Raw genomic sequence first — 13,295 nt, 5'->3', positions numbered from 1 at the left:
CTCCCGCTCAGTGGGCGCGTGATAGGTACGCGTTGAAACCGTGGTCGAGATAGGCATTGAGCGGCAAGTCGTCGCTTAGCATGGCTGCATCGATATCGGCGAGTTCGGCGGTGCGCTGCTGGTCTTCCCAGTAGGCGATGCCCACGAGGCTGACGACCAGCGCGACGAGCGGCCAGGCGAGCGCAAAGCGGCGCAGCGGCGAACGGCGGCGCTGCGGCATGTCGAGTTGCGGCATACCGGCCGCCATGCCGGCACCGGCGAAGGCGGGTACGAACACTGGCACGCTCACGGTTTCGGGCTTCTTGCGAGCAAGCGCGGCGTGGCGCGCCACGGCGAGCCGGTCGACGGTGGCGACCGGCATGCTGGCGGTGGTTTCGTCGAGCGCGCGGCGCACCTGGCGGGCGAACTCGAGTTCTTTGGTTTCTAGGGAGCTCATAGCGTGATTCCTTTAGCCTTGAGCGCTTGCGCCAGCGTGTGGGTAGCCCGCGAGCAGTGCGTTTTCACACTGCCTTCGGAGCAGCCCATCGCGGCGGCAGTCTCGGCGACATCCATATCTTCCCAATAACGCATGAGAAACGCCTCCCGTTGACGTGCCGGTAACTTTTGGATCTCGTCGTCGATTAACTGCAAGACCTGTTCGCGCTCAAGTTTCTGCTCGTTGCTCTCTGAGCCCGCTGAACCTTGCTGTGCCTCGAATGTTTCGAGTGGGTCGAATTCGTCGTCGTCGGCGTTGCCGAGCGACGAAAACAGACTAACCCAAGTATTGCGCACTTTGGCACGACGGAAATAGTCGTGCATCGCATTCTGGAGAATACGCTGAAACAGGAGCGGAAGTTCGGCCGGAGGACGGTCGCCATATTTTTCGGCGAGGTTGATCATCGCGTCCTGCACGATATCGAGCGAGGCGTCGTCGTCCCGCACGGCGTAGACCGTCTGCTTGAATGCGCGCCTTTCGACGCCCGCCAGAAAATCGGCGAGTTCCTTGTCTGATGCCATCCGTTTGGGGTCGGCGCAGCGTGCGTGCGCGTAATCGGTCGAAAAATGTCGTAAAACTCGCGGATGCTAACAAACTTTCGCCCCGCTGGGGTGAAACCCGCCCAACCTTGCATCTCTATAACAAGGTTTCGGTCAATATTGGGATTTGAGGAAGGCCGCCAAGGCAATATTTGCTTGACCGCGCGGACATCTGCAGATATCGTCGCTGGTTCGCAACATAAGTGACTTGTCTCAATTGAGGTGTGGCCCAAGAAGCTCGCCTGTCAACTGGACGCGCCGCTTGAACCCGAGCCACAAGCCCGGCAGAGAGCACCCGATCAATTTTTTGCCGAAAATTCGAAAGGTGAATAAATGAATATGCCCAGCGCGGAATTCTCCACGTCGGATACGACCCCCCATCCCGAAGCTGAATCTATCGGCGCCACCGTGCTCATGCGCGCTTTGGCCGACGAAGACGTCGAGTTTGTGTGGGGATATCCCGGCGGCTCGGTGCTCTACATTTACGACGAGCTGTACAAGCAGGACAAATTCCAGCACATCCTCGTGCGCCACGAACAAGCCGCAGTCCACGCCGCTGACGCCTATGCGCGTTCCACCGGCAAAGTGGGTGTGTGCCTCGTGACCTCTGGTCCCGGCGTCACCAATGCGGTGACCGGCATTGCCACCGCTTACATGGATTCGATTCCGATGGTGGTGATCAGCGGCCAGGTGCCGACCGCCGCGATCGGTCAGGATGCATTCCAGGAGTGCGATACGGTCGGCATCACGCGTCCTTGCGTGAAGCACAACTTCCTCGTGAAGGACGTGCGCGACCTCGCCGCTACCGTCAAAAAAGCTTTCTATATCGCCCGTACCGGTCGTCCCGGCCCCGTGCTGATCGACATTCCGAAAGACGTGTCGAAGACGCCGTGCCAGTACGAACCGCTCAAGACCGTTTCGCTGCGATCGTACAACCCGGTGACGAAAGGGCACTCCGGCCAGATTCGCAAGGCTGTGGCCTTGCTGCTGTCGGCCAAGCGTCCTTACATCTACACCGGCGGCGGTATCATCCTCGCGGATGCATCGCGTGAGCTGAACCAGTTCGCCGATCTGCTCGGCTATCCCGTCACCAATACGTTGATGGGTCTGGGCGGCTACCGCGCGAGCGACAAGAAATTCCTCGGCATGCTCGGCATGCACGGCACGTACGAAGCCAACATGGCGATGCAGCACTGTGACGTGCTGATCGCGATCGGCGCGCGCTTTGACGACCGTGTGATCGGCGACCCGGCGCACTTCGCGTCGCGCCCGCGCAAGATCATTCATATCGACATCGATCCTTCTTCCATTTCCAAGCGCGTCAAGGTCGACATTCCGATCGTCGGCGACGTGAAGGAAGTGCTGAAAGAGTTGATCGAGCAGCTGCAAACCGCCGAACATGGCCCCGACACCGCGGCACTCGCCGACTGGTGGAAGGACATCGAAGCCTGGCGCGCCAAAGACTGCCTGAAGTTCGACCGCAAGAGCGACATCATCAAGCCGCAGTACGTGGTGGAAAAGGCGTGGGAACTGACCGACGGCAATGCCTTCGTGTGTTCGGACGTCGGTCAGCACCAGATGTGGGCGGCGCAGTTCTATCGCTTCAACAAGCCGCGCCGCTGGATCAATTCCGGTGGCCTCGGCACGATGGGCTTCGGCCTGCCGGCGGCGATGGGCGTGAAGATGGCGCACCCGGACGACGATGTGCTCTGTATCACGGGCGAAGGCTCGATCCAGATGTGTATTCAGGAACTCTCGACCTGCAAGCAGTACGAGACCCCGATCAAGATCATTTCGCTGAACAACCGCTATCTGGGCATGGTGCGCCAGTGGCAGCAGATCGAATACAGCAAGCGCTATTCGCATTCGTACATGGATGCGCTGCCGGATTTCGTGAAGCTCGCCGAAGCGTACGGTCACGTCGGCATGCGTATTGAACGCACGGCCGATGTCGAGCCGGCGCTGAAGGAAGCGCTGCGCCTGAAAGATCGCACCGTGTTTCTCGATTTCCAGACCGATCCGACCGAAAACGTCTGGCCGATGGTCCAGGCCGGCAAGGGCATCACTGAGATGCTCATGGGTTCGGAAGATCTATAACGACGGCTTTGCCGCCGGCTTCGTCATGCGCGCCTTCACAAAGGGTGAATGCGGACGAAGCGGCGCGAACCTGCTCGCATACATCGACAAAACATCTGGAAGAAGCGAAACATGAGACACATTATTTCTGTCCTGCTGGAAAACGAACCGGGCGCGTTATCACGCGTGGTGGGGCTGTTCTCCGCACGTGGCTACAACATTGAAACCTTGACGGTGGCTCCGACCGAAGACCGTTCGCTGTCGCGCATGACCATCGTCTCCATTGGCTCGGACGACGTGATCGAACAGATCACGAAGCATCTGAACCGCCTGATCGAGGTGGTGAAAGTGGTCGACCTTACCGAGGGCGCCCACATCGAGCGCGAGCTGATGTTGATCAAGGTGAGGGCGGTCGGCAAGGAGCGTGAGGAAATGAAACGGATGTCGGATATTTTCCGCGGCCGGATCATCGACGTCACCGAAAAGACCTACACGATCGAACTGACGGGCGCGAGCGACAAGCTCGATGCCTTCATCGAAGGGATCGACGCGACTGCGATTCTTGAAACCGTCCGTACGGGCAGTTCGGGCATCGGCCGCGGCGAGCGCATTCTGAAGGTTTGAGTCGCGCCTATCGACGATTCGCAACCGTCTCGATCGAAGCCGGGCAGTGTGTTTAAGAACCCGGTCAAGCAACACACCATTCGCAGTATTTGTATTTCACTGATTTCACCGAATTTAGCCAAGGAACCGACATGAAAGTTTTCTACGACAAGGACGCCGACCTCTCCCTTATCAAGGGCAAGCAAGTCACGATCATCGGCTATGGCTCGCAAGGCCATGCTCACGCGCTGAACCTGAAGGAAAGCGGCGTGAACATCACGGTCGGTCTGCGCAAGGGCGGCGCATCGTGGAGCAAGGCTGAGAACGCCGGCCTGCAAGTCAAGGAAGTGGCGGAAGCCGTGAAGGGCGCAGACGTCGTCATGATGCTGCTGCCGGACGAGCAGATCGCTGAAGTCTACGCAAAGGAAGTGCACGGTAACGCCAAGCAAGGCGCGGCGCTCGCCTTCGCGCACGGTTTCAACGTGCATTACGGTCAAGTGATCCCGCGTGCCGACCTCGACGTGATCATGATCGCGCCGAAGGCGCCGGGCCACACGGTTCGCGGTACGTACTCGCAAGGTGGCGGCGTGCCCCACCTCATCGCGGTTGCGCAAGACAAGTCGGGCGCAGCACGTGACATCGCGCTGTCGTACGCGGCAGCGAACGGCGGCGGCCGTGCCGGCATCATCGAAACGAACTTCCGCGAAGAAACGGAAACCGACCTGTTCGGCGAACAAGCCGTGCTGTGCGGCGGTACGGTCGACCTGATCAAGGCCGGCTTCGAAACGCTGGTGGAAGCGGGTTACGCGCCGGAAATGGCGTACTTCGAGTGCCTGCACGAACTGAAGCTGATCGTCGACCTGATCTACGAAGGCGGCATCGCGAACATGAACTACTCGATCTCGAACAACGCCGAATACGGCGAGTACGTGACGGGTCCGCGTATCGTGACGGCTGAAACGAAGAAGGCAATGAAGGCTGTGCTGACGGACATCCAGACCGGCGAGTACGCGAAGAGCTTCATCATCGAAAACAAGGCTGGCGCACCGACGCTGCAATCGCGCCGCCGTCTGACGGCTGAGCACCAGATCGAAACGGTTGGCGCGAAGCTGCGTTCGATGATGCCGTGGATCGCTGCGAACAAGCTGGTCGACCAGTCGAAGAACTAAGAAGCCAGCTTTATGGCATCTTGACCGGCGCGGCGCCTCGTCGCAGCGGCCGGTAATGCAAAAAGCCGTCCAAGGGTGCTGAACCCTGGGCGGCTTTTGCTATCCTACGGTTTTACAAAAATACAGAAGCCATCCATGAATTACCCTCATCCGATCATCGCGCGAGAAGGCTGGCCGTTTATCGCCATCGCGGCCGTCGTTGCATTACTGGTTCATGCCTTCGCGGGATTCGGCTTTGCATGGCTGTTCTGGCTGATCCTGATCTTCGTCGTGCAGTTCTTCCGCGATCCGGCACGCCCGATTCCGACTCAGGCAAACGCCGTACTGTGTCCGGCCGACGGCCGCATCGTCGCAGTCGAAACAGCGCATGATCCGTATGCCAACCGTGAAGCGCTGAAGATCAGCGTGTTCATGAACGTTTTCAACGTCCACTCGCAACGCTCGCCGGTGGACGGTGCGATCTCCAAGGTCGAATATTTCCCGGGTGCCTATCTGAATGCCGCCGTGGACAAGGCTTCGACCGAAAACGAACGCAATGCGGTGGTGATCGAAATGGCCGGGGGCCAGACGGTGACCTCGGTGCAGATCGCCGGTCTGATCGCGCGGCGCATTCTTTGCTACGTACGAGCCGGTGAGCCGCTCACGCGTGGGCAACGTTATGGATTTATCCGTTTTGGCTCACGCGTTGACGTGTATCTGCCGGTTGGCAGCCGCCCGCGTGTGTCGATCGGCGAGAAGGTTTCCGCGTCGTCCACGATCCTCGCTGAACTATAAAGCGGCACCAAGGAGGTTTTCCGAATGGCCGCATTCAAACCGCGTCGACCCCGCAACAGCGGACCGCTACCGCGTCCGTTCCGCCGTAACAAGCCGGTCGCGGCGGAGTCGCCAGTAGTCGAAAGCCGGCGCGCCCAGCGTCAGCAGTTCCTGAGGAAACGCGGTATTTACCTGCTGCCGAACGCGTTTACCACCGCCGCGCTCTTTTGCGGCTTCTTCGCCGTGGTGCAGGCAATGAACGTGCGCTTCGAAATCGCGGCGATCGCGATCTTCGTGGCGATGGTGCTGGACGGCATGGACGGCCGGGTCGCGCGTATGACCCATACGCAAAGCGCGTTTGGCGAGCAGTTCGATAGCCTCTCGGACATGGTGTCGTTCGGTGTTGCACCGGCGCTCGTCATGTACGAGTGGATTCTGAAAGATCTCGGCCGTTGGGGCTGGCTCGCGGCGTTCGTCTACTGTTCGGGTGCGGCATTGCGCCTCGCGCGCTTCAACACGAACATTGGCGTGGTCGACAAGCGCTTCTTCCAGGGTATGCCCAGTCCGGCGGCTGCCGCGCTGATCGCCGGTTTCGTGTGGCTCGCCACCGACAACCGTGTGCCGCTCAAGCTGGTGTGGCTGCCGTGGGTCGCTTTCGTGCTGACCATCTACGCCGGTGTGACGATGGTGTCGAACGCGCCGTTCTACAGCGGTAAGGCGCTCGACGTGCGGCACCGCGTGCCGTTCGGCGTGATTCTGCTGGTGGTGGTGGCGTTCGTGCTGGTGTCGTCCGATCCACCGTTGATGCTGTTCGGCCTGTTCGTGCTGTACGGTCTGTCGGGCTACGTGTTCTGGGGCTACCAGGCGCTGCGGGGCAGGGCGAATCCGGCCCGGTCGGTGGCGCGGGACAGGTAATTGCGCATTTCCTTTGCACGGGAGTGACACGAGAAAACGGCAGCCTTCCGAGGCTGCCGTTTTTCGTTTTCAGACCCGTCCGGTGGCGCGCGGCAGGCAGGTCGGACGCTAATTGCACGTTGACGGGAATGCCGCTATAGTCGTTCGATAAATGCGTTCATGTTCCCATTTGAGCTGCAACGCGAGCCTCAACAAGCCGGGGCACGCCTAAGCGCACTCGTGCTGGCGCGTCTAACGCGCTGATTGTTTCAGCCCTCCGTCTGCCTCGTCTGCGGTTGATAGCGTCGCCAGCGGTGGCGCAAACGCCCGAATTCCAATATCCGATCCCCACAATTGAACGACTCCTCAGGAGACCCGACATGGCCGACAAACTGATCATATTCGACACCACGTTGCGTGACGGCGAGCAATCGCCCGGCGCGTCGATGACGAAGGAAGAAAAAATCCGTATCGCGAAGCAGCTCGAGCGGATGAAGGTCGACGTGATCGAAGCGGGCTTCGCGGCCAGTTCGAATGGCGACTTCGATTCGATTCACACAATCGCGGGCCTGATCAAGGACAGCACGGTCTGCTCGCTGGCCCGTGCTAACGACAAAGACATTCAACGCGCTGCTGACGCGCTCAAGCCGGCCGATCACTTCCGTATCCACACGTTCATTGCAACGTCGCCGCTGCATATGGAAAAGAAGCTGCGCATGACGCCGGATCAGGTGTTCGAACAGGCAAAGCTGGCGGTCCGTTTTGCCCGCAAGTTCACGGACGACGTCGAGTTTTCGCCCGAAGACGGCAGCCGTTCAGACATGGATTTCCTGTGCCGTGTGCTGGAAGCCGTGATCGCGGAGGGCGCGACCACCATCAACATCGCGGACACGGTCGGCTATGGCGTGCCGGAACTGTACGGCCAGCTCGTGAAGACGCTGCGTGAGCGTATTCCGAACTCGCACAAGGCTGTGTTCTCGGTGCATTGCCATAACGACCTCGGCATGGCGGTGGCGAACTCGCTGGCCGGAGTGCAGATCGGCGGCGCGCGTCAGGTCGAGTGCACGATCAACGGTCTCGGCGAGCGCGCGGGTAATACCTCGCTCGAAGAAATCGTGATGGCGGTGAAGACGCGCAAGGATTACTTCGGCCTCGAAGTCGGTCTCGATACGACGCAGATCGTGCCCGCATCGAAGCTGGTATCGCAGATCACTGGTTTTGTCGTGCAGCCGAACAAGGCGGTGGTCGGCGCGAACGCCTTTGCGCACGCGTCCGGCATTCACCAGGACGGCGTGCTGAAAGCGCGTGACACGTACGAAATCATGCGAGCCGAAGATGTGGGCTGGAGCGCGAACAAGATCGTGCTCGGCAAGTTGTCGGGCCGGAATGCATTCAAGCAGCGTCTGCAGGAATTGGGTATCGCGCTCGATAGCGAAGGCGAGTTGAATACCGCGTTCGCACGCTTCAAGGAATTGGCCGACCGTAAGTCGGAAATCTTCGACGAAGACATCATCGCGATCGTCACGGAGGAATCGGCTGAAGCGCAGCAGAAGGAGCACTATAAGTTTCTGTCGCTGTCGCAGCATTCGGAAACCGGTGAGCAGCCGCACGCGAAGATCGTGTTCTCGGTTGAAGGCAAGGAAGTGACCGGCGAAGCGCGCGGCAACGGTCCGGTGGATGCCACGCTCAATGCGATCGAAACGGAAGTGGGTAGCGGTTCGGAACTGCTGCTGTATTCGGTAAACGCCATCACAACCGGTACGCAGGCGCAAGGTGAAGTAACTGTGCGGCTGTCGAAGAGCGGGCGCATCGTGAACGGCGTGGGCACCGATCCGGATATCGTCGCGGCTTCCGCGAAGGCGTATATTTCGGCGCTCAACAAGCTGTATTCGAACGTCAATAAGTTGAATCCGCAACGTTCGGAGTGACGGAGAAGCGGAGCGCTGACGGCGTGCCTGCTGAACCAGATTGACGAGAAGCCCCGCGCCCTGAAAAGCGCGGGGCTTCGCATTTTTGCGGTGCTTTCTTGCGTGCCCGGTGCCCACAATAGGCGCAGGCCTTCCCGCCTTCGCAGTGCGCTTTTACGCGCTACGTGAGTTAAAACTACTCCGCAGCAGCGCGCCGTATCGACCACCCGCGCGCCGCGCGTGCCTGCGCCTGCACCTGATGCCGCACTTCCACCGCGATCTCGCGGCGCGGCGCATCGGCGACAAACGCGTCGAGTAGTTCGCGCACATCGTGATCGACGAAGTCGGCACGCGTTGCGTCGACGATCAAGGTTGCGCCGTCGGGGATCTGCTGCAGATAGTGCTTGAGCGCCACCTTGCCAAGAAACGACACGTCCTTGCGAAACGACAGCAGATAGTGATCGCCGTGCTGTGCGAGGACGATCGGGCTGCGCAGGTTCGCATACAATGCGAGCAACACGCTGCACAGAATGCCGAGCACGATCCCGATGAGCAGGTCGGTGGCGAGTACGCCGACCAGCGTGACGATGAAGGGTGCAAAGGGCGCGAAACCTTGTTTGGCGACGGCGACGAACAACGACGGCTTGGCGAGCTTCACGCCGGTGAAAATCAGAATCGCTGCAAGACAGGCAAGCGGAATCAGGTTGATAACGCTGGTCAACGCGAACACGCTTACCAGTAACAACACACCATGAATAACCGCGGACAGCCGGCTCTGCGCGCCCGCATGCACATTGGCGGAACTACGCACGATAACCGAGGTGATCGGCAGGCCACCGATTGCGCCGGCGATCAGATTGCCCACGCCCTGCGCCTTCAATTCGCGATCGGGCGGCGCGGCGCGTCGGGCGGGGTCGATCTGCTCCACCGCTTCGAGGCTCAACAGCGTTTCGAGACTCGCGACGATCGCCAGTGTGATGGCCACGCGCCAGACGTCAGGATTGATCAGCTGCGTGAAGCGCGGTCCGAAGTCGGCCCATGCGAGGGCGAGTTGTAATTCGGCGAACGATTCGAGCGACGGCAGCGCGACACGATGCTCGGCAGGCGGCGCGAACGAGGGGCCGAGCAGACTGAGTAGCAGCGTCGCGCCGATACCCAGCAGCACCACCGCGAGCGGCGCCGGCACGAGCCGCACCAGCGCAAAGCGGCGCAGCGCGCGCGTTTCCCAACCCACCAGAATCGCTAGCGACAGCAACGTGATCACGCAGGCCGCGAGCGAAATCGTGCCGAACGGTGTCGTTACACTACCGGCCAGTTGGGCAGCAGCTTGCGATCCATTCGACGCATTCGAGCTGAACAGCCCGAGCGCAAGCGGGAATTGTTTGACGATCAGCAGCACGCCGATCGCCGCAAGCATGCCTTTGATTACCGGCGACGGCACATAGGCGGCAAATCTGCCGGCCTTCAGCATGCCGAAGCCGAACTGAATTGCACCGGACAGCAACACGGCAAGCAGGAACGCGGAGAAGCTGCCGAGTTGCGCGATTCCGTCGACGACGATCACGACGAGGCCCGCGGCCGGTCCGCTTACGCTCAACCGTGAGCCGCTCAGCACGGCAACCACCAGGCCGCCGACGATGCCCGACACAAGGCCGGCAAATGGCTCGACGCCCGACGCGTTAGCGATGCCCAGACAGAGCGGTAGCGCCACCAGAAAAACGACCGTGCCGGCAAACAGATCGCGCTGAAACGTGGAAAGGAAGGCTCGAAGGTTCATGGGGTCCGTGCGGTAGTGTTTGGAGTTGCGTGTGCGGCGAAGGCCAGGTCGAGGCCGGTTCGAGAGCAGCGATGCACTACGCGGCGCTATGGGCGGCCGTCGCGCAGGTCATCGCGTCGTCGGCTTCGTAGCCGGACGTGAGCACCTTGATGCGGCCGTCCTCGAGCGCGAAGATCCAGCCGTGAATGAGCGGTGCCGGGTCAGCGTCCCGCACGATTGGACTCGCGCGTAACTGGCGCACCTGTTCGAGCACGTTCAATTCCGCGAGACGGTCGATACGCTCACGCTCGCTTGCATGGCTTTCGAGCGCGTCGCCATGCGCTTTTGCCAGCGCGCACAAAGGTGCGATCCGGCGATTCACGTGCGGCAGCGTCGGTTCCGGCGGCAACAGGGCAGCGCGTACACCGCCGCAGCCGTAATGGCCGCAGACGATCACGTGCGCCACCTTTAGCACCCGCACCGCATATTCGAGGACGCTCGCGGAGTTGTCGTCGTCGGGATGAAAGAGGTTGGCGATGTTGCGGTGAACGAACAGATCGCCAGGCTCGCAATGCGTGATGGTTTCCGCGGGCACACGGCTGTCCGAGCAGCCGACCCACAGCACATGCGGATTCTGGCCCCGCACCAGATCACGAAAAAAAGCGGGGTTGCGCGCGGCGGTTTCGTGCGCCCATGCGACATTGGCGACCAGCAGGCGTTTGGGACGGTTCATGAATAGCGGCTCCGTAAGTGGGGTGCACAGACTTGCAGCCGAATCCCGGCTGTGCGCGGCAGCGCAATACGCACGGGCAACGCGAGTCAATGCTTACGAAAACCTTTCTATCAAAAAATAAATCTGCTGTGCGCGAAATAAAATTCGCCGGCATGCGCCATAAATAAAAAAAAGCCGCCTGAAGAGGCGGCTTCGCGGGCCATGCGCAATGGGTTCGAGCGGGTGCTCAGAACAGGCTGCGACGATCCGGATCGTGTAGCGGATCAGGGGTTTTCTGCGTGAGCCGCACAATGCCCTGACCGTCAAAATAAAAGCTGTACATCATGTACCAGACGTTGTCTTCCATATAGCGATACGTCCAGACCTCGCGCTTCATCAACGGGAAGTAAGATGTTTCGACCGGGCGGCCGAAGTTCACCAGCACGTCGCTCTTTGTCCACTTGCCGATTTCCGCCCGGTAGAACTCGTTGGGCTGAAGCACCTGGCGCACAGTGACGATCTTGCCGGATGCGTCGATGTCGGCGGCGGTGGTGGTCTCGCCCATCGGCTGGGTCGGCCACATCAGCCGCTTGCCGCCGTTGGGCAGGTCGTAGCTTTCACGCGGTGCGCCGAGGCGGGCGACGATGGTCGATTCGTCCGCGCCTTGGCTGTATTGCTGCCATGGCTGCACGCAGCCGGCGAGCGCCACCGTGAGCGCGCTCACGCAGATGAGCGCGGCGCGGCGCAGGCGCGCTGCGGATGGCGCGTCGATCGAGGCCGCCGTGGATGGGTGGCGGTTGAGCATGAATTCCTCCGATGGCATTTGAGTAGCGGTTTTTATCATCGAGACGCATTATTTTGACATGGGCGGCAGCAAAAGATTTGCGCTTCGCGCGAGGCGTCGCCGGAAGCAGAGTAACGGATTCGCCAGCTTGCTTATTCCGTCTGGAACGCCCTATGATCCGCGCTTCGACGAATCAAGCGGGGCAATGACGATGGCGAAGTGGCAACGGGCGGCAGCAGCGGCAGTTGTGGCGCTGGCGGCGATTTCGATAGCCGCGGCGGCTTGCGCCGCGGGCGACGCGGCGTCTGGTCCGGCAAGCAAACCGGTGAATAAGCCCACGGGTACGCCGATCCAGCTGGCGCTGATCGAAGGCATGTCCGGTCCGTTTGCGAACGCGGGCGCGGCGGTGGAGCGCAATCTGCGCTTCGGTGTCGAACAGGTGAACGCGCAAGGCGGCGTGAAGCTTGCCGACGGCGCGCATCCGCTCGAGCTGGTCGTGCTCGACAGCAAGGGCAGTACGGAAGAGGCGTTGGTGCAACTGCGCGCGGCCGCGGACCGGCACATCGGTTACATCATGCAGGGCAACAGTTCGGCCGTGGCGGCCGCGCTGATCGGCGCGATCGAGAAACAGAACAGCCGCGAGCCGGCTAATCGCGAACTGTTCCTCAATTACTCCGCTGACGATCCCGCCCTGACCAACGCCAATTGCAGTTTCTGGCACTTCCGCTTCGACGCGCACGCGGGCATGCGCATGGATGCGCTGGCTGACGTGATCCAGCGCGAAAAAGCGGTGAAGAAGGTTTATCTGCTGAACCAGGACTATAGCTTCGGCCACGACGTCAGCAGTCTTGCGCGTTCGACGCTGGCGACAAAGCGCCCGGATATTGCGGTCGTCGGCGACGAATTTCATCCGATCGGCCGCGTGAAGGATTTCGCGCCGTACATCGCGAAGATCCGCACGAGCGGCGCGGACGCGGTTATCACCGGTAACTGGGGCAACGACCTGACGCTTCTGGTCAAGGCGGCGCGAGAGCAGGGCCTGGACACCAGGTTCTACACGTTTTACGGCAACAGTCTCGGCGCGCCTGCGGCGCTAGGTGACGCCGGCGTCAAGCACGTGATCGCGGTAGCCGATTGGCACCCGAACGCCGGCGGTGCGGCCTCGGATGCGTGGTACGCAGCATTTCGCGCCCGTTTCCCGGCTGCCCAGGACGACTACCCGGTGCTCCGTATGCCGTTGATGATCGAAACCCTCGCCGCGGCGATGAACCGCGCCGGCAGTGCCGACCCGACAACTGTCGCCCGGGCGCTGGAGGGGATCAGGTTCGACAACGGCTTTCACGCCTCGTGGATGCGAGCGGAGGATCATCAACTGATCCAACCCCTTTACGTGATGGAAATGGACAAGGCCGGCGCGCCGGGTGTCAAGTTCGACAACGAAGGTTCCGGCTACGGTTTCCGCACGGTCCTCGCTTTGCCGCCCGAGCGCACGGTGCCGGCGACCGTGTGCAAGATGAAGCGGCCGTAAAGCGGGCCCGGGCAAACGCAAGCTGGCCAAGATCCCGCCCGGTACAGCGGGGTTCGCGGCCGGATTGGGCTGTGCTACAATACGGGTCCCGTTGTGAGG

Annotated in this window: 12 protein-coding genes; 7 read left to right on the top strand and 5 right to left on the bottom strand. The window is 61.1% G+C overall.

What is annotated here, in order from left to right:
- Nucleotides 1–7: 7 nt before the first annotated feature.
- A complete protein-coding gene (locus tag PQQ52_RS17225; protein ID WP_408213539.1) occupies nucleotides 8–436 on the bottom strand; it encodes a DUF3619 family protein in 429 nt (142 codons plus the stop codon).
- Nucleotides 433–996: an RNA polymerase sigma factor gene (locus PQQ52_RS17220; protein ID WP_408213536.1), complete on the bottom strand. Its 564-nt coding sequence runs from the start codon at nucleotides 994–996 to the stop codon at nucleotides 433–435. Before PQQ52_RS17220 ends, PQQ52_RS17225 begins: the two co-directional genes overlap by 4 nt.
- 351 nt (nucleotides 997–1,347) lie before the next feature.
- Between PQQ52_RS17220 and PQQ52_RS17215 the strand changes: the two genes are divergently transcribed.
- From PQQ52_RS17215 to PQQ52_RS17190, 6 genes are all read left to right on the top strand, one after another.
- A complete protein-coding gene (locus PQQ52_RS17215; RefSeq protein WP_408213533.1) occupies nucleotides 1,348–3,111 on the top strand; it encodes an acetolactate synthase 3 catalytic subunit in 1,764 nt (587 codons plus the stop codon).
- 111 nt (nucleotides 3,112–3,222) lie between these two features.
- Nucleotides 3,223–3,714 (top strand): acetolactate synthase small subunit, encoded by a 492-nt coding sequence (ilvN, locus tag PQQ52_RS17210; protein WP_011487482.1) that lies wholly within the window; start codon nucleotides 3,223–3,225, stop codon nucleotides 3,712–3,714.
- Nucleotides 3,715–3,845: 131 nt separating this feature from the next.
- Entirely contained in the window at nucleotides 3,846–4,862 is a 1,017-nt protein-coding gene (ilvC, locus tag PQQ52_RS17205; RefSeq protein WP_035551801.1) for a ketol-acid reductoisomerase, read from the top strand.
- 135 nt (nucleotides 4,863–4,997) lie between these two features.
- The gene (locus PQQ52_RS17200; protein WP_325043831.1) at nucleotides 4,998–5,636 is read left to right on the top strand and encodes a phosphatidylserine decarboxylase; all 639 of its coding nucleotides are present in this window, start codon (nucleotides 4,998–5,000) and stop codon (nucleotides 5,634–5,636) included.
- 24 nt (nucleotides 5,637–5,660) lie between these two features.
- Nucleotides 5,661–6,530: a CDP-diacylglycerol--serine O-phosphatidyltransferase gene (pssA, locus tag PQQ52_RS17195; RefSeq protein ID WP_408213530.1), complete on the top strand. Its 870-nt coding sequence runs from the start codon at nucleotides 5,661–5,663 to the stop codon at nucleotides 6,528–6,530.
- Nucleotides 6,531–6,889: 359 nt separating this feature from the next.
- Nucleotides 6,890–8,437, top strand: a complete 1,548-nt coding sequence (locus tag PQQ52_RS17190) for a 2-isopropylmalate synthase (RefSeq protein WP_408213527.1) — start codon at nucleotides 6,890–6,892, stop codon at nucleotides 8,435–8,437.
- Between the two features lie 175 nt (nucleotides 8,438–8,612).
- On the opposite strand, the gene PQQ52_RS17185 is transcribed toward PQQ52_RS17190, so the two are convergent.
- The 3 genes from PQQ52_RS17185 to PQQ52_RS17175 form a co-directional block, all read right to left on the bottom strand.
- Entirely contained in the window at nucleotides 8,613–10,193 is a 1,581-nt protein-coding gene (locus PQQ52_RS17185; RefSeq protein ID WP_408213525.1) for a SulP family inorganic anion transporter, read from the bottom strand.
- Nucleotides 10,194–10,269: 76 nt separating this feature from the next.
- Nucleotides 10,270–10,905: a carbonic anhydrase gene (locus PQQ52_RS17180; RefSeq protein ID WP_408213522.1), complete on the bottom strand. Its 636-nt coding sequence runs from the start codon at nucleotides 10,903–10,905 to the stop codon at nucleotides 10,270–10,272.
- Nucleotides 10,906–11,131: 226 nt separating this feature from the next.
- A complete protein-coding gene (locus PQQ52_RS17175) occupies nucleotides 11,132–11,689 on the bottom strand; it encodes a hypothetical protein (protein ID WP_408213520.1) in 558 nt (185 codons plus the stop codon).
- A gap of 184 nt (nucleotides 11,690–11,873) precedes the next feature.
- On the opposite strand from PQQ52_RS17175, the gene PQQ52_RS17170 reads away from it, so the two are divergent.
- Complete coding sequence (locus PQQ52_RS17170; protein ID WP_408213925.1) at nucleotides 11,874–13,196, top strand: branched-chain amino acid ABC transporter substrate-binding protein; 1,323 nt, start codon at nucleotides 11,874–11,876, stop codon at nucleotides 13,194–13,196.
- Nucleotides 13,197–13,295 lie beyond the last annotated feature (99 nt).

The sequence above is a fragment of the Paraburkholderia sediminicola genome (assembly GCF_046030555.1).
Taxonomy (GTDB): domain Bacteria; phylum Pseudomonadota; class Gammaproteobacteria; order Burkholderiales; family Burkholderiaceae; genus Paraburkholderia; species Paraburkholderia sediminicola_E.
The sequence above is the reverse complement of the archived record's forward strand: the minus strand, read 5'-3'. Positions and strand labels throughout refer to the sequence as shown.